General features: G+C 39.0%; 26 protein-coding genes. 14 read left to right on the top strand and 12 right to left on the bottom strand.

The window, feature by feature from the left end; all coding sequences use genetic code 11:
* Positions 1-4: 4 nt before the first annotated feature.
* The 3 genes from hypD to ACZ5YP_RS02410 form a co-directional block, all read right to left on the bottom strand.
* Entirely contained in the window at positions 5-1,213 is a 1,209-nt protein-coding gene (gene hypD, locus ACZ5YP_RS02420) for a hydrogenase formation protein HypD (protein ID WP_464835666.1), read from the bottom strand.
* 65 nt (positions 1,214-1,278) lie between these two features.
* Positions 1,279-1,557, bottom strand: a complete 279-nt coding sequence (locus ACZ5YP_RS02415; RefSeq protein ID WP_464835665.1) for a TIGR00304 family membrane protein — start codon at positions 1,555-1,557, stop codon at positions 1,279-1,281.
* Between the two features lie 11 nt (positions 1,558-1,568).
* Positions 1,569-1,823: a TIGR00304 family membrane protein gene (locus ACZ5YP_RS02410; protein ID WP_464835664.1), complete on the bottom strand. Its 255-nt coding sequence runs from the start codon at positions 1,821-1,823 to the stop codon at positions 1,569-1,571.
* Positions 1,824-1,905: 82 nt separating this feature from the next.
* Here ACZ5YP_RS02410 and ACZ5YP_RS02405 point away from each other — a divergent pair, with 82 nt between their 5' ends.
* Together ACZ5YP_RS02405 and ACZ5YP_RS02400 are read left to right on the top strand one after the other, a co-directional pair.
* A complete protein-coding gene (locus tag ACZ5YP_RS02405) occupies positions 1,906-2,220 on the top strand; it encodes an MTH1187 family thiamine-binding protein (protein ID WP_464835663.1) in 315 nt (104 codons plus the stop codon).
* A gap of 189 nt (positions 2,221-2,409) precedes the next feature.
* A complete protein-coding gene (locus ACZ5YP_RS02400; protein WP_464835662.1) occupies positions 2,410-3,741 on the top strand; it encodes a hypothetical protein in 1,332 nt (443 codons plus the stop codon).
* Positions 3,742-4,055: 314 nt separating this feature from the next.
* Here the strand turns inward: ACZ5YP_RS02400 and ACZ5YP_RS02395 are convergent, their stop codons facing one another.
* The gene (locus tag ACZ5YP_RS02395; protein WP_464835661.1) at positions 4,056-4,913 is read right to left on the bottom strand and encodes a radical SAM protein; all 858 of its coding nucleotides are present in this window, start codon (positions 4,911-4,913) and stop codon (positions 4,056-4,058) included.
* Entirely contained in the window at positions 4,910-5,860 is a 951-nt protein-coding gene (locus tag ACZ5YP_RS02390; RefSeq protein ID WP_464835660.1) for a radical SAM protein, read from the bottom strand. Before ACZ5YP_RS02390 ends, ACZ5YP_RS02395 begins: the two co-directional genes overlap by 4 nt.
* An 89-nt stretch (positions 5,861-5,949) precedes the next feature.
* Between ACZ5YP_RS02390 and ACZ5YP_RS02385 the strand changes: the two genes are divergently transcribed.
* The 3 genes from ACZ5YP_RS02385 to ACZ5YP_RS02375 all read left to right on the top strand — a co-directional run bounded on the left by ACZ5YP_RS02385 (position 5,950) and on the right by ACZ5YP_RS02375 (position 8,333).
* Positions 5,950-6,705 carry a lipoate--protein ligase family protein gene (locus tag ACZ5YP_RS02385; protein WP_464835659.1) on the top strand — a complete coding sequence of 252 codons (756 nt, stop codon included), beginning with the start codon at positions 5,950-5,952 and terminating at the stop codon, positions 6,703-6,705.
* Between the two features lie 7 nt (positions 6,706-6,712).
* The gene (locus ACZ5YP_RS02380; RefSeq protein ID WP_464835658.1) at positions 6,713-7,012 is read left to right on the top strand and encodes a lipoate protein ligase C-terminal domain-containing protein; all 300 of its coding nucleotides are present in this window, start codon (positions 6,713-6,715) and stop codon (positions 7,010-7,012) included.
* Positions 7,013-7,160: 148 nt separating this feature from the next.
* Positions 7,161-8,333, top strand: coding sequence for an MFS transporter (locus tag ACZ5YP_RS02375; protein ID WP_464835657.1), 1,173 nt, complete (start codon positions 7,161-7,163; stop codon positions 8,331-8,333).
* Between the two features lie 57 nt (positions 8,334-8,390).
* On the opposite strand, the gene ACZ5YP_RS02370 is transcribed toward ACZ5YP_RS02375, so the two are convergent.
* Complete coding sequence (locus ACZ5YP_RS02370; protein ID WP_464835656.1) at positions 8,391-8,873, bottom strand: YkgJ family cysteine cluster protein; 483 nt, start codon at positions 8,871-8,873, stop codon at positions 8,391-8,393.
* Positions 8,874-8,906: 33 nt separating this feature from the next.
* A complete protein-coding gene (locus ACZ5YP_RS02365; protein ID WP_464835655.1) occupies positions 8,907-9,104 on the bottom strand; it encodes a hypothetical protein in 198 nt (65 codons plus the stop codon).
* A 496-nt stretch (positions 9,105-9,600) separates the two neighbouring features.
* Here ACZ5YP_RS02365 and ACZ5YP_RS02360 point away from each other — a divergent pair, with 496 nt between their 5' ends.
* Positions 9,601-10,299 carry a helix-turn-helix domain-containing protein gene (locus tag ACZ5YP_RS02360; RefSeq protein ID WP_464835654.1) on the top strand — a complete coding sequence of 233 codons (699 nt, stop codon included), beginning with the start codon at positions 9,601-9,603 and terminating at the stop codon, positions 10,297-10,299.
* A 46-nt stretch (positions 10,300-10,345) separates the two neighbouring features.
* Here ACZ5YP_RS02360 and ACZ5YP_RS02355 read toward each other — a convergent pair whose 3' ends face one another.
* On the bottom strand, positions 10,346-11,155 hold the full coding sequence (locus ACZ5YP_RS02355) for an SDR family NAD(P)-dependent oxidoreductase (protein ID WP_464835653.1): 810 nt from the start codon (positions 11,153-11,155) through the stop codon (positions 10,346-10,348).
* Positions 11,156-11,169: 14 nt separating this feature from the next.
* Positions 11,170-12,102, bottom strand: a complete 933-nt coding sequence (locus ACZ5YP_RS02350; protein WP_464835652.1) for an NAD-dependent epimerase/dehydratase family protein — start codon at positions 12,100-12,102, stop codon at positions 11,170-11,172.
* Positions 12,103-12,206: 104 nt separating this feature from the next.
* Between ACZ5YP_RS02350 and ACZ5YP_RS02345 the strand changes: the two genes are divergently transcribed.
* From ACZ5YP_RS02345 to ACZ5YP_RS02310, 8 genes are all read left to right on the top strand, one after another.
* Positions 12,207-13,304, top strand: a complete 1,098-nt coding sequence (locus ACZ5YP_RS02345; RefSeq protein WP_464835651.1) for a TRAP transporter substrate-binding protein — start codon at positions 12,207-12,209, stop codon at positions 13,302-13,304.
* Positions 13,305-13,347: 43 nt separating this feature from the next.
* A complete protein-coding gene (locus tag ACZ5YP_RS02340) occupies positions 13,348-13,830 on the top strand; it encodes a TRAP transporter small permease (protein ID WP_464835650.1) in 483 nt (160 codons plus the stop codon).
* Between the two features lie 6 nt (positions 13,831-13,836).
* Positions 13,837-15,189 carry a TRAP transporter large permease gene (locus ACZ5YP_RS02335; RefSeq protein WP_464835649.1) on the top strand — a complete coding sequence of 451 codons (1,353 nt, stop codon included), beginning with the start codon at positions 13,837-13,839 and terminating at the stop codon, positions 15,187-15,189.
* Between the two features lie 91 nt (positions 15,190-15,280).
* Positions 15,281-16,396 carry a helicase HerA domain-containing protein gene (locus ACZ5YP_RS02330; protein ID WP_464835648.1) on the top strand — a complete coding sequence of 372 codons (1,116 nt, stop codon included), beginning with the start codon at positions 15,281-15,283 and terminating at the stop codon, positions 16,394-16,396.
* Positions 16,353-16,778 (top strand): ATP-binding protein, encoded by a 426-nt coding sequence (locus ACZ5YP_RS02325; RefSeq protein ID WP_464835647.1) that lies wholly within the window; start codon positions 16,353-16,355, stop codon positions 16,776-16,778. The genes ACZ5YP_RS02330 and ACZ5YP_RS02325 overlap by 44 nt, the downstream gene beginning before the upstream one ends.
* Positions 16,759-17,022, top strand: coding sequence for a hypothetical protein (locus ACZ5YP_RS02320; RefSeq protein WP_464835646.1), 264 nt, complete (start codon positions 16,759-16,761; stop codon positions 17,020-17,022). Before ACZ5YP_RS02325 ends, ACZ5YP_RS02320 begins: the two co-directional genes overlap by 20 nt.
* A gap of 67 nt (positions 17,023-17,089) precedes the next feature.
* The gene (locus tag ACZ5YP_RS02315) at positions 17,090-17,908 is read left to right on the top strand and encodes a DNA double-strand break repair nuclease NurA (RefSeq protein ID WP_464835645.1); all 819 of its coding nucleotides are present in this window, start codon (positions 17,090-17,092) and stop codon (positions 17,906-17,908) included.
* A gap of 64 nt (positions 17,909-17,972) precedes the next feature.
* The gene (locus tag ACZ5YP_RS02310; protein ID WP_464835644.1) at positions 17,973-18,473 is read left to right on the top strand and encodes an LEA type 2 family protein; all 501 of its coding nucleotides are present in this window, start codon (positions 17,973-17,975) and stop codon (positions 18,471-18,473) included.
* Between the two features lie 34 nt (positions 18,474-18,507).
* Here ACZ5YP_RS02310 and ACZ5YP_RS02305 read toward each other — a convergent pair whose 3' ends face one another.
* The 3 genes from ACZ5YP_RS02305 to ACZ5YP_RS02295 form a co-directional block, all read right to left on the bottom strand.
* A complete protein-coding gene (locus ACZ5YP_RS02305; RefSeq protein WP_464835643.1) occupies positions 18,508-19,140 on the bottom strand; it encodes an SDH family Clp fold serine proteinase in 633 nt (210 codons plus the stop codon).
* 221 nt (positions 19,141-19,361) lie between these two features.
* Positions 19,362-19,544: a serine aminopeptidase domain-containing protein gene (locus ACZ5YP_RS02300; protein ID WP_464835642.1), complete on the bottom strand. Its 183-nt coding sequence runs from the start codon at positions 19,542-19,544 to the stop codon at positions 19,362-19,364.
* A 101-nt stretch (positions 19,545-19,645) separates the two neighbouring features.
* A complete protein-coding gene (locus ACZ5YP_RS02295) occupies positions 19,646-20,806 on the bottom strand; it encodes a glycosyltransferase (RefSeq protein ID WP_464835641.1) in 1,161 nt (386 codons plus the stop codon).
* Positions 20,807-21,046: the final 240 nt, after the last annotated feature.

Here is a 21,046-nt window from a genome sequence, read left to right as displayed (position 1 = left end):
TAGATCACCCCTTACTAGTTTTAACTTCGTTTGTAATTCGGAGTAGTAGGTCGCGGGACCCGAACCGAGCCCATATAGCACAAGTACCCTCAATTGAAACCATGCAGGGCCCTACTGGCTTCTGCGGTGTGCAAGCCTTCATGAATAACGGGCACTGTGTTGGATAAGCCTTGCCTAGTACTACTTCAGCACACCTACAACCCGGGGGCATGTCTTTCTCCCATTCAACTGGTTTCAACTCTCTAACACCGTATTCGTGGAAGGCGTCGTATAACCTGTATTCTTCTCTCAATCTCAACCCGCTCTTGGGGAGGAAGCCAATACCCCTCCATGCATCGTCTACTACTTCAAATACTTTGTTTATAGCGTTTTGTGCTCTTAGATCTCCATGCCATGAAACACTCCTCTTGTATTCAATAACTGTTTCAGCTTTACCTTCAACTAGTTGCTTCATTATTTCTAGAATAGATACGAGTACATCTAGTGGCTCAAAACCAGAGATCACAACTGGTAACCCATAGTTCTCTGAGACAGGAGTCCATGCTTTAGCACCTGTAATAGTAGAGACGTGGCCCGGGGCTATTACACCATTAATTGGTGGCTCAGTTGGTTTTTCTCTACTGACCTCTAGAGAGTAAAACATCGCGGGGGGCGTGAGTTTAACCAGGATTAGTAACTTGAGGTTTACTGGTAGGTGTTTCCTTAGAATACTCCAAGCGTATGCTGGTGCAGCTGTTTCAAACCCTACTCCTATAAAGACGGATGGCTTGCCGTGTCCAGCGGCGTCTCTAGTAGCTGATAGTATATCTTGTACTATTCTAACATCACCACCAAGACTCCTAGCCTCACTTAGAGAATAAGCTCCTCTAACACTCCTTCTAGCTCTCAACTTGTATACATCTCCATAGGCATAGACAACCACTCCATCCAGTGCGAGTTTAATTGACTCCTCGATGTAGTGAGAGGGGACAACACAAACCGGGCATCCAGGTCCTGCTACAAGCTCCATACCGCTTGGAACAAGGCTTCTAAGCCCATAGTATGTAATACTCCACTCGTGTGTACCGCAAAAATCCATTATTTTTAGTCTTTCAATACCTGTTTTAACAGTGTACTCTGTGAATAAACCCTTGATTTTCTCTACTACTATTTTTGCCAGTTCTCTATTAAACCTCAATTGTTTTTCTAGCTCGCTGTAAAAACCAAGAGTCAATTGTAAACACCGAGTTATAACCTAGTTATAGATAGTTTAATTAGAGTAAAATAAACTAGTGTCTTCTACACAACCGTCTTTTTGAACTCTCTAGTTAAGTATATATTGAGTAAAATCAACACTATTGTTAAAACCAACCCCAAGACCATTAGAGTAGTAATTAGAGCGGGTTCTCCAACACCAAAACATATTGGAATAAACAATATTATAATACAACCACCTCCACCTACTTTTACTTCTTCACTACTTGTTGTTAAAGCATAGTATACTTGTAGTAGTGTAGCTACAAAGACTAGTATTATACCTGTGAAAACAAGTAAGAAACCAATATACTGTAATTTCATCAATCTCCACCTCACAATACTGCTATTAGTATGTGGATTAAAACAAGAATTACTGTCAATACAATTGCAAGTACTAGTAGTGACTTAGCAATTCTCTGATTGCTTCCAACAACTATTGGTATTGGACCAATAATTACAACTCCACCAGCTTCTACTTCACTCTCTTCTCTAGTAGATTCTCTGAGGATACCAATAAATACAAGTATTATACCAATCAACACGAGTAAAACCGCTAGTGTTATTATAATCGGTATAAGTGTAAACATGGTGCAATCACTCTCACTTGTTTATTAATCCATTAATTATTAATTGTCTTAGACTGGATTTAATTTATTTATGGTGGTGGGAGTGAAAATACTAGTATTTCTACGGGTTATACCAATTGGAACAAGCAGTGCTAGTTTAAGTAACTATGTTGCAAGAGTAATCCGGGTTATAGAGTCAATGGGTTTAAAATACACTATTACACCTTTTGGTACAGGGATAGAATTAGAATCTTTTAATGAACTAAGCCGTCTACTCGAAGTAGTAACTAGTGAATTAAGGAAAACAGGTGTTTCAAGAATAGCAATTGATATATCACTAGATCTAAGATTTGATAAAGAAATAACACTGGAATATAAAATAGAATCTGTTAAGTCCAAGTTGACAAGTATACAATGAAAAATAATATTTCATTATTTCTAGTTCTAGAGTGCCCTTCTACACCATCATACAGGTTGGAGTAGATAGTAGGAGACAAGTTGTAAGGCTTTTTAATTCTCCTCTCTCCCTTTACGTATAGTAGTTGTGGAGAGTAAGCCTTATAAATCCATAGGCACTAATATTATATTTGGAAGTATGGTGTCTTGATTGAATCGCTCCATAGCACTCATCATCTTGATAGTACTAATCCTAGCATCAACCCCTATAGCTATTTCACAAGAAGATGAATTAGAGAGGCTTTACAAGAGCTGGATCGAGGGTAATCCTCTAGTCCTTGTAAGACTCGATGTAAAAATACCAAAAGTAGATGCTGACGAATGCCTTGTAGTTGTAGCTAGATTTCCCACACCACTAGCTCCAACAGAGTATGGTAGACTAGAATACCTGTATACCGGGTCTGTGTCTCCAGACTCTACGATAACAGTGAAGAAGTATATACCAGCTATTCCAGTCAAATTAAAATACGATGAAGTATCTAGAAGCTACACTGTTAAATACTATGAACCACAAGAATTCATCCTCATAGTAAACTGTGTTAAGGGCAAAGAGGAGGTATTGGTCTTCAATAGGGGTATAAGCGTCTACCCAAAGAGTCTACTAAACAGAGTAGAAGTAGACATGGCTAAACTCATGGAAGCAAGTGGGTTTAATACACAAGAAAGACCCATTACATACGAAGAAGTAGTAAGCAAAGACTGGAGTATTACTACTAGCGAAGATGCAAATATGCGTGATATAGGTGAAGGTGGAGGTGGTACAGGTAATCAGATATGTAGTATGACTATAGTAGAGCAGAGACCTGATTATAAACGTGGTGAGTGTAGAGCATGGGTTAAAGGACCCTACCTGTACAGCTTAAGTGGCCTTAATACAAGCTTCTGCTTTGTTCACTACCCAAGGCCTTCAGCCATGTACTTAACATACTTTGCAGGGGTTAGCTACTTGGGTAATCCGCCACCACTCAATCCAGCTGGTAAGAAAATAACTGCTGCGACTTTCTCTGGATGTTCTAGTCAACTTACTGGAAACTCCAGGGTCAGGGTATATCTCTACGTTAAATTTGTATATGAGGAAATTCTAATGTGTGGTAACTACTTCTGTAGAGAGGTTGGAATTCTCTACCCATCTGCTATACGGGATGTTGGAACTTGGTTGGAACCTTCTGAGGTATATCTACCACCTCAAACTAGACCGCATTGTGCTGATGGGCCTTCAGTCGGTGATCGTATTCAACCATTCCTCGAGGATTATGAGATTCGTGAAGGCGACTCTCCAATAAGCTCTATATCTATAACGTTTTCACTTCCAGGTAACATAGTTAGTTTGAACGTAGAACTATACAATGCTGGTAGGAGTGATAATCAGTATACAACACCATATGTTAATATTACCGATGTAAGTGGTAAGACCTACGGCTGGTATTATCGGTGGTTTAAATACTGCGACCCAATGACGTATGAATTACAGTTCGGAACGTAGACTTCAATGCTTTTCCCCTCTAATCCTCTCTCCACCTCTTAAAACACAATAGTGTTCTAGGTGGATAAACTAATTGGCAGAATACTTCGCGAACAATAGGTGCTCTATACTAGCCAGGAATAGGGATATCAAGAGTCTACATGTAGGAGAACTATGAGCTCACTAACTTTTCATCTTTTCTCTCATAAACTCCAATAGAATTACTTGCATTTTAGCCATCATCGGGTCTAAAAGTGCCAATCTAGAAGTCCAATTGCAATACGTAGTGAGTTGAATAAAATATAAAACTAGTTTTTATATCCATAGTTTTTTAACTAGTTTATTCCCGGGGCTTTGAATATCCTTCTTGTTTCATCTGTTAATGGTATAGAGCAACATGCATCAAATACTTCGCTGGGGTATTTACGTAGAACACTATAGTGTGGATTAGCTACGCGCTCAACAAGGTTTTTCTCAATGACTACTGGGTCTAAGAGTGGCTTGATATAACCCGGCCTCATACACCCCAAATAAATCTTTCCGGAATAGGTATTCCTTAAATACTCAATGTTTTCTAATACGATACCTGCTAGTTTCAATGGTTCATATTTTACATAGGGGTCTATGTAGACAAGTAGTGTAACTTCTTCTATACCGAGATCACTTAAAACACTTGTTTCTCTAGTGAGTAACTCTCTATCTAACCCTGGGTGCCATACGTAGATATGGGGTACTACGTGTAACCCGGTTTCAAGCATTCTAGTTAGTGCTTCAATATATCTCTCTGGTTTGAATTGAAACCCTCTTATTTCATTTACTATAAATGAACTCAGTGAAAACTCGTAGTCTACAACGTCTATTACTTCTTTCAATTCTAGTAGTAGGTCTCTATTAGTATTCAAACCCAAGTGTGCACTAGTAATTAATCCTAGTTCTCTCTTGACAACTCTTAATTCATCAATATAGTTTTCTATTGGTAGTACTCCATCACGGTTAAATCCACCACTAAGTAAGACTCCTCTTACTCCGTACTCGTATAGCTCTTTTATAACCCTGGTGAAATTAGATGGGTTTACGTGGACCATGTTTTCAAGGTATTTCCTATTACAGAATCTACAGTTTAATGCACACTGATTTCCCGTGAGTGATACGGGTTTATACTTGTATCTAGGTGTGAAGTACTGTATATTCACATTGATACACCAATTCCTTCTAGTTCTCTCTTTAATACTTCACGGTATTCTTCGAGTATTTGTCTAGATGGAATATTGTATATTGGGCCGCGGGGGCTTTCATTGTAGAATGGTCTATTACACCCTGGGCAACCACTCGTGTAAAACGCGTTTTCAAGTGTATTTAATGGTATTTGTTTTCTAATTGTGTTTTTCTCGTAGTCTATGTATTCATCTGGGTCCAAATTGTTTTCTAGTAGTAGTCTCGCGATTTGTACTAGTCTATAATATTCTATTTTAACGGGTGAGTAACCCCTCATAGTATAGTTGAATAATGCTACTCTACCACCAATACTATAAATCTTCTTCATAGCTGAGACTATTTCTCTTAGTGTCTCGCCAAGACCTGCAATTAAGTGTACGTATACATTGCCCCTGCCGAAGACACCTACTCCCTTCTCGATGAAAGACCAGTATATACTCCAACTATATGGTTTACTCCACTTCTCGAAGAGTTCTGGCGTCGACGTGTCTAATCCTACTCCCAGCGTGTCTACTCCGAGTTTTCTCGCTTCTTCAAGTATTGTTTTCGAGACTGGTGTTATAGCTAGTGAAAACGGCTTTGTTTCCCCGGCCTCTCTGATCCTCTTTAGTATTTCTAGTGCTTCTAGGTGGAAGCCTGGTTTAATAATTGTCTGTAGGCAGATACGTGTAAATACACTACTCCATTTCTCTAGTAGTTTACTGAGCTCGATTACAGGCCATGTAACCCTTCCCAGTTTATCACTCGTAGTATCTTGTATTTGTCTATGTGATTGTAGACAGAAGCCGCAGCTAGCACGGCAGCCAATTGGTGAATACTGGAGTAGATAGGCTGATGTAGGTGTTTCTTTTACTTTTAAATCTACGAGTCCTAGTTTAAACAGTGTTCCAATAGATACTCTTACATAGATTTCACTGTTCACCACTTTGGCACCAGTATTAACAATCAATAACATGTTTATTTATTCTACTATCTATATGTCTATCTACATCTTGGATTACAGGGTGTAAATACTTGAAGCTGAGAGTAATACTCGACCTGGAAGGACGTGATGCATATTGGCAAATGGCTATTGATGAAGCACTATTACAGTTGAGAGTGAGGGGAGAAGTAGAAAATACTCTTAGACTATACAGGTTTAAACCAAGTGCTGTGACAATAGGCTACTTTCAGAGAGTGGGCGATGCAGTCAACCTCGAATACATTAAAGCCAACAGTATTGATTTTACTAGGAGGATTACTGGCGGAGGCTCGGTATACCACGATACAAACGGCGAGGTAACATATAGTATCGTGCTACCAGTACAAGGAGTGCTAACAGATGTCCTTGAAAGCTACCGTGTAATATGTAGTGCATTAGTATATACACTTAGAAAACTAGGAGTAAACGCTGAGTTTGCACCAGTAAACGACGTTGTTGTTAGTGGTAGGAAGATCTCTGGTAGTGCACAGACACGTAGAATGGGTGTTCTCCTCCAACATGGAACACTAATGTATGCTACAAACCTCGATGTACTAGAAAAAACACTGGTTGCACCACGCGAGAAACTAGCGAGTAAGGGGGTTAAGAGTATAAGGGAGAGGGTTGTTACATTGAAAGACATTATTGGAGAAGTAGATGTGGATCTACTAGTTAAAACATTCATAGAGGGATTTAAACAAGCATTAAACGCCGAGATCTACCATGATGAATTATCAGAGAAAGAATTGAGAGTAGCTAGTGAATCAGTGGGTAAGTATAAGAGCCCTGAGTGGATTTACAAGAGGTGATTCTTCTTTGAAGTATGAATCAATTATTCTAAGACATGGTAAAACAGTTAAACTAGATGTTGCACTAAGTGATCAATGCGAAATAGTAAATGTAGTAGTATCCGGAGACTTCTTCGCCTACCCTGAAGACGCGATTGAAAAACTCGAGGATAAACTAAGATACTGTAATAGTAGAGAGTGTATTGAAAACGCGTTTGAAGCCCTCAGAGAAGCAGTGGTATTGGGGGTAGATGTTAAAGACTTAGAAAACAAACTAGTTGAACTCGTTGAGAAATGCAGGAGTGGACAACATCCTGCCCGGTATTAATCATCCCCTCTGGTTTACACAGGGTTTCCCATAGAATATTGAAATCTAGTTATTCACAGAGTAGAGCATCACCCGGCTTTTTAGTGGCTGATATGTAAAGGATTAAAATCCTCTATTACCATTAACCAGTGTTTCCTGGGTGGTGCTTATGGAGCATCGTAAACGCATTATATTAACAAGTGTGCTTTTAGCTGGAATAAGCCTGGATTTTTTCCATAGATCTATGACGGGGATTATGGAGAGGGAGATTTCCGAGATAGCTGGAGTCCTCGATGGTGACTCTAGAGTATTGTTATCATTGGCCTCTTCACTCTTCTTCTACGCGTATGGTTTTTCACAGTTTTTCCTCGGCTCGCTTCTAGATAGTTTTGGAATTAGTAGAGTTACAACGCTTCTACTACTGGTTATGGGTTTTGGAACACTACTCATGGCTACTGGCTCACCGGTTTTACTACTCGCTAGTAGAGTCGTGGTTGGATTTTCAGCTGCTGTGCTCTTTCTCTCGTATCAAAGAGCGCTCTCCCTCTACTATAGGAGGGATGAGCAGGCCTGGGCTACTGCTATTGGTTTAATGATTGGTAGTTTGAGCGCGTTGCTCGCTACATACCCGCTTAGATTATTCCTAGAGAGATTTGGCTTTGTATACACTGTTATAGTGTTGTCTACTATAACAATAATTGTCGCTGTATTGCTATGGCTTACTAGTCGCATCGGCCTTAGAGATAATGGCTCTAATGGAAGCATACTGGTAACACTTAGAAACCTAGGATTAATTGCTAAAGACCCGCATAGTTGGAGTGTAAGTATTGGTACACTAGCAACATATGGAGTAGTATTGTCATTCCAGTCTTCCTGGGGCCAGCTACTTCTATCAGATTACCATGGCCTAGATAGAATAGTTGTTAGCTACTACTTGATGCTACTTGCAACACTATTCCTAGTCTCATCGCTACTGGCCGGCTATATAAGCGACAAGATCATCCAGAAGAGAAAACCCATACTAATACTATCACATGTATTTATAGCAGTAGCATGGATCCTTCTCTACATAATACATCAATTTAGAAACAACTACCTACTCCCAATCTCTATAATCATAATGGGTGTAGGAGTAGGACTACATGTAGTGGCCCCACCAATGATAAGAGAAGTCTATGGTGTAGAAGTCAGCAGCGACATCAATAGCCTTCGCCAATATAGTACTCTTTATAGGAATAGCCCTGCTAAATACAATACTACCACTAGTAGACCCGTCAACCGCTGTATTGGCAAGCTTAATAATTACAACGGTGAGTACAATAATAGTTGCGAAATACGCTAGAGAAACACTGAAACAATAACGACTATGCAATAAAGATCATGGTTGAATGAAAAACCATTATTTCTTAAATCTATAGATTTCCACTAGGTGGTTCGGCCATGGTGCAAGAGTATACTTTTTCAGCCATTCTTCATCAATATGGATTTTTCTAAATTCCTCTACGACTCTCTCAACAAATTCTCTTGGTACGAGGCCTTTAGACACAGCTGGGCAGTCAAGGTCTAAGTATACGACTCTCTCGCCTGTTTTAAAATCATAGTATATTATTACAGGCCATATTCGGCAATCCAGTGGTCTATTACTGTATATTTTACACCTACCGTTCCCGTCTAGGAAGGGACAGGGTTCTCCATTTCTAGAACCAATAGCTTTGATACAGCCCAGCTCGGTTTCAACCATGAAGCTATTCCGTGAAAACTCCTCTTCTTCCTCGGGGAGGAGTATAGCATAGAATCTTTTACAGCAATTCACATTACAATTACTACATATCGATCCGAAATCCACGAAGTTAAATAGATATCTAGTCTTGAGTCTACTCATACACCCCTAGACCTGTCTCCAAGAACACACTTTTTATTTCAAGTTTTTATAGTTTTCCTCCAAATCTAGTAGTTCTTTGAGGTTTCTCGATGGGTATTGAGTACTGTAGCCCGTTGCTTTATAGGTTACTAGTAGTGAGCCTAGCTTACCGGCTCTAACTATATTGCAACCCATTAATACACCGTAGTGAACACCAGTATTAATAGCAACACCACAACCAGTTGTATCCACAAAGTTAACTCTATGTGCTGGTATAACTACAATTCTATTCCTCTCATAGATTAAAGAGCCCTCTTCGCATAGTTTAATTTGTGGTTTAATCGCCTTGTATAGTGTTTTTAAACCCTCTTCAATACTTTCAAATCACGTGATCTCCAGTAATTCTAAGTTCATTTAAAAACAAGTAGTCTATTAGCGTTGTTTTAACTTTGAATCACCTATATTAACACATAGTCTAGAGTAACCCGTGTGCTACTATATTCCTGTTGAACACGAGAGTGTGTAATAGGTTGATTTCACGTATTGATCACATCGCGTGAGTTAGAGTACTCTATTTTAACTAAACACAACACTAACTCTTCTTCTAAATCCACGGGTCTGGCCATGGGGGTAATTATATACTTGGCTACAAGGTCCTCATATGGATTTGTTTTATATAAGTATATATTGCTCTTATTTCTAGAATATTAATGGGAGCAATGACACGATAAGAGAGGGAGTAATTTTAATGCACTTAACGAGCTACATTATTACTACTCATACAAGTAGTAATAGCTTATTTGTTCCGCTCTCTAGGCAGAGTACAACGCCCCTTATACTCTATGTTTCACGCGATCCCAAAGACCCTGTATACACGGTAATAACGTATACTAAAGACCTTGAATTACTACCTCGAGTAAACGAGTTATTGAGAAATAGAGATTCAAAAATTCTTTCTCTAAATAGATTTATTTCTGAGAGGTCATTACTCATGATAGCTGTTAAAGAGAGGTGTGAATTCTACGAGTTAATTGAGAACTATGGGGTTACATTATTATCTCCCTATATTGTTAAAGGAGGGAAGAGAATATTTTGTGTAATGGGTGAAGAGGAACACATTGAAAAATACATAGATAACCTTCAATCATATTATGGAAAGAAAAACATTACTGCCAAAAGATCATCTCTTGCAGAGTGTATTGAAAACACTATAAAAGTATTATCTAGTAACTACGCCAAACTAGGTCTTACTAGTAGAGAATTATATATACTAAATAGAGCATATCAAGAAGGTTATTTTGGAAGTAAGAGAAGTATTCAACTCGAAGAACTAGCAAAGCAATTAAATCTATCTAAGCCAACTACGAGTATCATGCTTAGAAAGGCCATTGGAAAAGTATTAAGAAATATATTTGAAAACGAAGACTTGGAATACCTGGTCAACTAGGATAATTATAGAATTAAAAACTATGAATTAATATGGAAAATATATACTATATTTGACCCTTTTCCTTCAAAGCTAATATTTCTTTAACAGAGAGTCTTGGATTTACAAATGTTAAACCGCCATCGACAACTATTACCTGGCCAGTAATGAATTCCGCGTAGTCGCTTGCAAGAAAGACAACTAGATTCGCAACATCTTTTGGTAAACCAAACCTCTTGAGTGGGTTTATTAATTCCTGTATTTTAATGTCTTCGGGGCTCCAAATGGATTTTACACCAGGGGTTAGAATGGGGCCTGGAGCAATAGCGTTTACTGTTATCTTGTATGGAGCCAGTTCTGCGGCTAGACACTTAGTAAATCCTATTATACCAGCTTTAGCTGCTCCATAGTGTACTAGTCCTGGTACTCCATGATATATTCCTGTAATAGATGATATATTGATTATTCTACCATAGTTATTCTTGATCATGTGTGGTGCAACATATCTAGAGAATAGAAATGCACTTGTTAGATTTACATCTATCATTTCACGCCAAAATTCCTCGGTCATTTCAAGGAAGGGTTTTCTTGGAAATGCTCCTACATTGTTAACCAGTATATCTATTTTTCCAAATGTTCTTACTACTTCTTCAACTGCTCTTTCTACTTCTACTCTTTTTGTTGCATCTGCTATAACACCTATTGCTTTAACTCCTTGTTTTCTGACTTCTTCTACCGCTACTTCGAGGTCTTCTCTAGATCTATTTACGATAGCTATGTCTGCACCGTGTTTTGCTAGTGTTATAGCTGTTTCTAATCCTATTCCCTTTGCTCCGCCAGTAACTATAGCTACTCTACCAGTCAAATCGAGTTTCATTTTCTCTACCCATACTATGATAGTTTAAACAATGAACTCCCTTTCCTGTATGTTTCAATATAGTCTTCTATTGCTTTTTCATATAGGTATTTTGGAGTCCACCCTATTTCTGATCGTATTTTTGAATCATCTACAACAGCGGGGTATCTAACTGTTGGTTGTGGTTGGATCTCGTATTTTAGTGTTGGTATGTATTTTCTAACGAGCTCGGCGAACTCGATGACTTTGCTTACAAATCCTCCTGCATTGTAAACTCTAGATGGTGTTTTCTCGGCTTCCATTAATGCTACTAGTGCATCTACAGTGTCTCTAACGTAAATATAGTTTACTCTATCCTCGGGGTTCTTGATAATTACTTTTTCGCCTCTCAACGCGTTTTCTATAATTAAACTAGAATACTCGGCTGATGGACCTTTAAATCTACCAGGACCAAATACCACGGTTGGTCTTAGTGCTCTAAAATCGATTAGTCCTTTTCGAGCATACCATAATCCAATTAATTCACCAGTATACTTGGTTACTCCATAGTAGGAAACGGGTTTACCAGCATATTCCTCCTTAACCGGTTCTGGTGTATCTGGGTGATAGACAGATGCTGAACTCATAAATACGAATTTCTCTACTCCATGAGTAATAGATAACTCTATTAGATTCTGTGTAGCATCAATATTTACTCTTGTTGCTGCAACTGGGTTGTTTTCACATGTATCAGCTAGTAGTGCAGCTAGATGTATAACTACACTTGGCTTGTATTTCAAGAAGATCTTGTTCATAAAGATAACATCTGTTACATCACCAGAAATATAGACTAGTTTTGGGTGTTCATGGAAGGGCGATGGTTCTAAACTCGCTGAGACCACGCTATATCCTTTTTCAATTAGTTTCTCTACTAGAAATCTACCTATAAATCCACCGCCACCAGTAACTAATACGTCCAGTGCTACCACCGGTTAAAACGAAGAGAATTCAATCCTATAAATAGCCAATAAAACTGGTTTTATTTAAGCTATAAAACCACTTCTAGGGGAGAATAGAATACGGGTGTATATATATGAGCCAAACAAGTAAAAAGACGTATGGAGTATTCATACTAATCGCTATTGTAATAGGTATTATAGCTGGAGTAGCAGGGTATTTTGCCGGCTCCTCTAGTGTACAACCCTCTGGAGGAGCCGTCACTGTGACAACAACAGTAGCTACAACTCCACAACCCGAATACGAGTTGCATGTTGCATACCTCACTGCACCCAACCCGCTAGATACACACCACTATTTCTTCACTAGGTTTAAAGAAAAAGTCGAGGCGAGAACTGGTGGTAGAGTTAAAATAATACTACACCCGGGTGGAGAGCTCGGTGATCAATCACAATACTTAGAGTTGATGAGAACAGGACAGTTATTCATGGCTACAATCGAGGTATCTAGGTTTGCAGCCTATACAGATAAACTACAATTCCTCAACTTCCCTGGATTATTTAGGAGTACAGAGGAGGCAATGGCTTTTGCAGAGTCGGATTGGTTATTGGAGTATTCAAATAGTGTATTAAACGAGTTTGGATGGGTGGTACTAGGTATAACAGTGGGTGGAGCCAGATACTTCTTATCTATACCTGAAAAACCAATAACATCTCTTGAAAGCTTCCAGGGCTTAAAACTCCGTGTTATGAATTCACCGCCATATATAGACGCAGCTAAAGCACTTGGAGCAAATCCGAACACTATAGCATATGCAGAGTGTTATACAGCGCTACAAACCAAGACTATTGATGCAATGGAGAACGAGGTGGCCGCAATAATAGCTATGAGGTTTTACGAAGTAGCACCTAATATAGCGTTAATACCATGGGCTTATGCATGGCACTATGTAGTAGCAAGTAAACAAATACTAGACAGTCTCCCCGCAGATATAAGACAAATAATTATTGAAGCTGCACGTGAAGCATCATCAGAGAAGAATGCATGGGGCTTATTTGTAGAGCAAGTCATAGGACTACAATACTTGATGTCTAAGGGAGCTAAAATAATATATGTTGATACAAAGCCCATATTCGACAGATTAGAAAAAGAATTCCTACCAAAATACCAGGATAAAATACCAGCAGGAGCACTCCAATGGCTACAAAACTATAGAAAAAGTATGAGTTCATAGTTTTTTCTACACTCTCATTTATTATTCATATAGGTGTGCTTCCATGAATAAATTAGAGAGGGCTCTTGTAATAGTAGATAGAACACTAAACACTATAGAAACACTAGTATTACTAGTAACCGGTGTACTTTTAGTTAGCTCGTTATTCTATGCTGCAGTTGTGAGATATACTCATCTAGGCTCGTTCCCCGAGGAAACAGAGTTATCGTGGCTTCTATATTCATGGATGGTTTTTATTGGAAGTAGTAGTGTGTTGAGAGGAGGAGATCATCCACGAGTAGAAATCCTACCTAGAAAACTCGGCTGGAAGTATAAGATAGTTATCTATGTAGTTTCAATAATATATCTTGCATCAATAATCTATATACTAGTAAACTATAGATGGCTCTATTCAGTCCAGAAAACAGCAGTAATGCGTTTAAGTCTAATTTATTTTTACGATGCAGTTATTGTAGGATATTCCTTTATGATTGTGAGATATGTGATCAAAATTTTCAACTTAGTTAAAACTAGAGGAAGAGGGTGAAGAATAATGGAGTCCATTTTGCTCTTTATATTTTCTGCAATAACATCTTTTATAACCTCTCTACCGGTATGGCTAATTGCAATTGTATTTTTACTAATACTAATAGGATTAATTCTAATTGGACCACCAGTAACATTCGCTATAGGCTTAACAAGTCTACTATTTCTAGTTATATATGGCAAATCACTGTCAATTATAATATCAGCTATAATGATACCAATTTCATCGTTTCCACTACTCGGAGTATTCCTATTCATCTTAATGGGAGTTGTCTTCGAGAAAACCCGTCTAACAGAGGTAATTGTCGATGCATTAGAACCAGTTGTAGGTAGAGTAAAGGGTGGACTCGGCGTAGTAGTAACTCTTGGATGTGCATTCTATGGGCTACTCACAGGTGCAGTAGCTGCAACAGCAGCAGCGTTTTCCAAACTAGTAGGTCCTGAAATGGAGAAGCGAGGATACCCTAGGGATTTTGCTAGTGCAGTTATTACTGCTTCAGCACCACTAGGAGCATTTATACCTCCAAGTATACCTGCAATTATTCTTGCTACTTCAACAGGTACATCTGTATTTACAACATTTATGGTTGGTGCTTCACTGGGGTTGGTAATTGCGTTTACATTAATTGTATTGATAGTAATTATTTCATATATCAAGGGCTATGGAGGAATAGAAAAGAAATATACACTGAGAGAGATAATTATACGTTGGTTAAAAGCAATACCATTACTCTCAGTCCCCGTTGGAATACTAATAGGAATCTATATAGGAGTATTCTCGGTAACGGAAGGTGGAGCATTTGGTTGTATTCTAGCATTCATAGTGGCAGCATTATATCGAAGACTTAATTTAAAGAGTATACCAAGTATGTTTCTAGATGCAGCTAAATCTACAGCTGTAGTTATGTTAATGATTTCTACTTCTTACATTCTAAACTTTACATGGTCGTTAACGGGAATTAACGACTCTCTACTACGCTTCTTTAGAGGTATAGCTACAATATATAGTCCACAAATCTCTCTCGTTATACTAGCATTAATACTCGTTGTACTAGGTATGTTCTTCGACGTAATAGTACTAGCTGTAGCTTGGGGTTCAGTAATAGTGAGTACTTTTGCCCCATACGGCGTTAATCCATACCATATTAATGCATTATTCCTTATGGGTGTACTAATAGGTACTGCTACGCCACCAGTAGGAGCTGGAGTATTCGTTGTATCCGACGCTATGAAAATAAGTATTGAAAAACTATTGAAAGCAATGATACCATTTATCCTGCTATATGTAGCTATATACGTTGCTGTAATATTCATACCAGAACTAGCATTATGGATACCTAGACTAATAGGTCTAATATAGTGTTTTTTACTTCTAGACCACTATGCTCCAATATACTCATAACTATAAGTACTTCTTTTTTTTTCCTAATTGTAGTAGTGGGTGTTTTGTTTTGAGAGAAATTGGTGTTGTAGCGTCTTATTCTAGGTCTTTTGAAGCTCCTATACTAGTCTATAAGGGAGTTGAAGGATTCGTTAAAGAAGAATCCCTCGCGGTAATAGAAGATATTAAATTTAAGAGAATGTATTTGGGTGTTCTTAGATCCACTGTTAAACTAGACCCATTGCTTACTACAAGTTATAGATCTGCTGTTATTGAAAAACCAGAATTGGCTGAAGGCGGTTTAGACATACCCTATGAAACAGTATATGTTAAGATTATTGGTGAATTTACTGGTAATAGAATAGAACCTGCAACTACGCCTCCAACGCCTAGATCCAAGGTTTACCTCATCGAGTCGCCTAGGGATTTAAATCTTGATCTTGGCAGTGGATTAGTAATTGGTGTGCACAAATATAGTGGTGTAGAATTACCATTTAAGTCGGAGGCACTTAGATACCATGTAGCAGTAGTGGGGACAACGGGTACTGGTAAGTCGAGACTAGTTAAAGCACTTGTAGATGAAGTATTAGCTAAGACAAATATGAGTGTTTTAGTCTTTGACCATACGGGAATGGATTATACACCATACTGGCCTGATAAAACAGTGAGAGCTGATGAAATAGTATTAGATGTAGAAACAATTACTGAAGGATTAAAACTAGCTGTTGGTGCTGTTGAAAAACTAATTGAGGATTATGTTCCAATAGCTCTAATGGAATACATTATTTGTGAAAGTGGTAGAAGAGATTTATGTGAGCAGTGGCGTAACTTCATAAAATACCAGAAAAACCTACCTGATATTAGTAGAGAAGAAATTGAAAAACTCACTATAAATGTATCGAGTAGTCGCGCATGGAATCCAAGTAAACTAGCTGGTTACGTGAATAATACTGCTATGTATTTCGGTGCTAAACCAGCTACTCGATTAAAACTACCACTATATATAACGCTTTTCGCCGGACACTACATTGAGAGACTTAATAGTATGCGCTACAGCGTAGATGAATTAGTTGAGAAACTCCATAGAGATAAACTACTCGTAGTAGACCTCAGCACGGTTGAAACGGAAACTAGGAGGGTTATTGTCAAGAGATTTCTCGAGAGATTTTTGGGAGATTATTACTGAGAGATTGGAGCCTGTTAATACACTCGTAGTGATCGACGAAGCACATAATTACGCTTGCTATCAGGGTTGTAGTCCATCCAACCACATGATTGAAAAAACATTACGTGAAGGGAGAAAGTGGAATCTAGGAGTAGTACTAGCTAGTCAGAGAGTACTAGATTTCTCAATAGATATTAGAAACAATGTTAATACAGTGTTCTTTAGCAAGCTACAAACACCAAGCGATTTCGAGCAGTTAAAGAACTTCGTAGACCTTGCTGGTATAAGACTAGAAACACTATCACTACTGGAAACAAGAGAATTCTTCTTCGCGGGCCTCGGCAATCCATTGAAATACCCAATGTTGATCAAGGTGAGAGAGGTTGGAGGCCCCTCTCGATGAAACATTAATTAGTGGAGTATATGGTGTTTCACCTGAAATAGTCGATAAAGCCCTGGATAAAGCCGTTTGGAAACTAAGTAGAGAAATCGAGAAGTTGAAGAATACACTAGTTGAAATTAGAAAAACAATGGAGTCTAGAAGAGAACTCTTCGAGTTCGGTGTGGCCGGGCCTCCTAGAGAACTCTGTTATGTAGCAGTCGACTCTAGTTTCACGGCTCCAGCTATAGAGTTGGTCGGCGGCTGATCTTGGATTAGTAAACGTTGTCTCAGTCCTGTATGGTTCAAAGTGCGTTAAAGGCGGTGAGAAAACAGTGGAACCCAGGGTATATATTGATTTATGGTTTAACGACGACTTGACTAGTATTACAGCTAGGTATTATGAGAGACTAGTAGCCGGAGAACTACTAGAAAAAAAGAAAGAGGGCGTATTAGACTTCGACGTGCTCTTATTAGACGGCGAGTTAATACCGAGAACACTACCACGTAGTGGACTAGCCGGCGAGAGATTAAAGAAGACAGTAGACCTCACAAATGAAATAATAGAGCTCGCAGACTCTACTAATACAGCACTAGTAGGTGTTTTAAAGAGGAGTTATTCGCGAGACATCGTCAACATACTTGGATATGGTGGTCTAAGACTAAGTGATAAAGCAGTACTGAGTTTAATATTGAAGCCACTAGAATACGTTATAGCTGGTTCACACCACGATATAAATAGTGAACTAGAGAAACTAGAAGGAAAACCGGGTGTTCAAAGAGAATGGTTGAAAACAAGGCTTAAATGGTATGAATCCATAGTCAACAATATCCCAATGGGCTACACTGTTAAACTAGCTTTCTACCGGGCACCTACAACAATATATCCAGTAGCGACAAAAATAGAATATATAACTAGCGATACACTAGAGGACGACTCATTGATCTCTAGTATAATACACATTAGCGGCGAGACAGGTATACCAATACCAGTAGACTACGCAGACACTCTCTCGACAATAACCAAGGAATTAAAGCAAACAGTATACCAGAAACTACTAGCAGAACTAGCTAAAAACACCAAGATAGAAGCAAAAGACGCAATACTACTACTCTCACTAACAAACCCAGAGAAACTAAGACACCTATACTAGGCGAAAAACAATTTTAATATATTCCCCATGTTTAACTAGAAGGGTGGTCGGTACGAGTAGGATTATGCTAGTAATTATAGTTGTAGTACTAGTAGTTACTGGTCTACTAGGCTATCATACACATCAATTATACACAGGAGCCGAGAAAATAGAGGTATTAAGAGCAACAGTAAAAACTCTACAACTCCAAGGCTTTCCAATACCATCAAAAATAATCCTTGAAATAGAGTTACAACTAGATAATCCATCACCAGTAACACTAGAAATAGAGAGATTAAACTGTAGAATACTATTTAACAACGTGTTAATTGGTGAGGGCGTGAGAGAAAAAATCAAGCTACCAGGCAACACCAGTGTAAACACTACAATATTAATAGAGACAGAGATCTCAGATATAGTTGAAAACATACTAGTACAAATACTACAAGGTAAAAAGAATATAACGGTAACACTCGAAGGCTCGATGGAAATACCGGTTAAACCACTTGGAATAGAAGTAACAAGTAGAACAAGAACATTTAACATTACAGAAACATATTCTTTACCAGGGGTTCCAGGTTTTTAAATGGTCTATAATTGTGGATTCTAAGCTCTTCTATTTATCCTATACTCGTTGTTCTCCGCTGGTAGTATGGATTATGTGATCTTAGAAGGTATTTTACTCCTGGTCTTTGTTGTAGTGCTTGTGGGTAGAGATCCATGAGCATATCTACTTCTGGCGGTACATTAGTATTTATGTTTAATCCTAGTTTTCTAGCTTCTTCTACCGTTATTGGATAGTTGTGTGTATAGTGGCCCTCTGTGAGCTTCCTGGCTACTTCGAGTGCTTTTTTCCGTCCTATTTTATCTTCGAGTAGGTATACTATGAGTTCTTGTATTTCTCTATTTGCTTTCTCGGCTATGTCTGCCAGTATTAGGGTTTGATCGCTTGTAGCATTGCCTTTAGATTTGGCTATTTTAACAAGGCTTGGAGCCGGGTATACAGCGCCACCTACTTGTAGTTGTGGGTCTAGTGGTCCTAGAACAGCATCTGGATCCATTATTATTTCAACAGCTACTAGTGCTATCAATGTACCACCACTCATAGCGTAGTGTGGAATAATAACTATTTTCCCTGCTGGATGCCTCTTTAAAGCCATAGCTATTTGTGAAGCCGCTAATATAAGTCCTATAGGCGTGTATAGTATAAGAGCTATTGGCTGATTCGGCGGTGTTGTTCTAATAGCTCTCAATACGCTCTCAGAGTCCTCTATATCAATATATCTCTGGCCTCCTTCCCGCCTTAAAGGACGAGGCTTTCATTTGTAATTGCGGGTGTTGAACAATATATAGAAACAATATGAAAAACAATATATTCGTTAAATCAGTGAAACTCGATAGACCCACCTAGAAGAATAAATTGCCTCAGTTTAATGCCAGAGTATACAGAGTTACCTAATAGCTATTCCTATAGCTAGATAAAATCCTCCAATCCATCTACACAGCTCTTCTCTGTTTTCTCGACTGTTCTATCATGACCTCTTAAATCCATCATGCAATAGTCAAAATTATTTCTAGCTAGGTATTCAGCAAAGTTGACATATCTATCATTATGCTCGGCAAGCCCGTATACACCAATAACAAGTCTTCTACCCACACTAGTAAGCCAACGCCAGTAGGAAACCCTCAAGATAATTCAAGAAAACACTATTGACAACTATAGAGTTAAGACAAATATATCTACTCGAATAGGCATTATCAACTATGAATACGAGTTTCTAGTAGGTAGTTCATGTACTTTGATAGTTCACTCTTAAACCTCTCGTAGTTGAATTCCTTGGAGACACTAATACTCTTGTTTTTCAACTCCTCGTAGAGCACTCTATCACTCTCAATCCTCCTAATAATCCCGGGAACCTCGTTTACATCACTATAGCCTAGTATATCCGAAACCCTACTCACGATGTCAAACCATGCCCCGCCATCCCTATAGACAATGGGTATACAACCAGCAGCCATAGCCTCGACTACTGCTATACCAAAGTGCTCGGCGTATGGTGGGTGTAAATAGTACTTTGCTCTACCAAGTAGCTCTCTTAGCTTGTCTCGTGGCGTGTTAACCAGTAATTCAACGTTGTCTAAACCTTCTTTTTCAACCCGCCTCTCGATATCCTCAAGCACGGGTTTGGAGTATCGCTCGGCTGAGCCGGCAAGCACGAATTTATAATCTCTCATCTTCGCCGCAACGTCGAGTATTTTATCAAGTCCTTTCTCAGGGGTAAACCTTGAGACGGTGACGACTAGGTTTTCCCTGTCTCTATCTGCCACCTCGTTGAAGTACTCTATGTCGACTGTGGGATAGAGAACGTGAACCTTTCCCTTGAACTCTGGATAGGTTTCAAGTATCTTTTTAGCTGTCCAAGAACTGTTAGTAAACACCAGTCTTGGTTCACCCTCGATCGTCATGGCATACCGTTCGACGATGGAGTGGTATAGCCTGTAAGCAAAGCTCTTACCGAGCCTCTGAGACGCAATAATTTTCACTGGGAAGTGGATGTAGGAAACGTCTACGTTTAGAGGCGTGTTGCTACATGTCTCGAAGACTAAGTCGTAGCTGTGTTCTTTCTTTACGTTCTTTAGTGAAGACTTGATCGCCAGTAGCCGCTTGAGCCTCACAAATCTCCCTGGGCTTAGAACATCGAGGAAGCGGTAACTCAACGGAACTGGTTTAGCCACAACTCTGGGTTTGCGTCCGGGGGCGAGGAGGTTTATATTCCTCTCCAAGATGCTTCTATCCCTATAGAAAGTCAATATTTCAACATCGTAGCCGAGCTCATCGAGAGCTCTAGCCAACTCCAGCGCCAGCTTCTCAGCACCGCCAGCTATATCAAACAATGCGTGGAGTACTGCTATTCTCATAGAGATACCCCCATAATAGTCGGGTTCTCCAAATTACATATAGTTAACCATGCATACTATTATATTCCAAAATAATAAATAAAACACACTACTGATAGATGCTTTCAAGACACAGGTATATGTTTACCGTTTCCCGTCCTAGGTCGTGGTGGGTCTTGCCTGGGACGGGTTGTGTCTCGGCTCCACGCTTCATTGTGGCCACTGACCACTCTACGTGGAGGTCATGGACACCCTTCGGGA

This window comes from Sulfophobococcus zilligii (assembly GCF_055398255.1).
The sequence above is the reverse complement of the archived record's forward strand: the minus strand, read 5'-3'. Positions and strand labels throughout refer to the sequence as shown.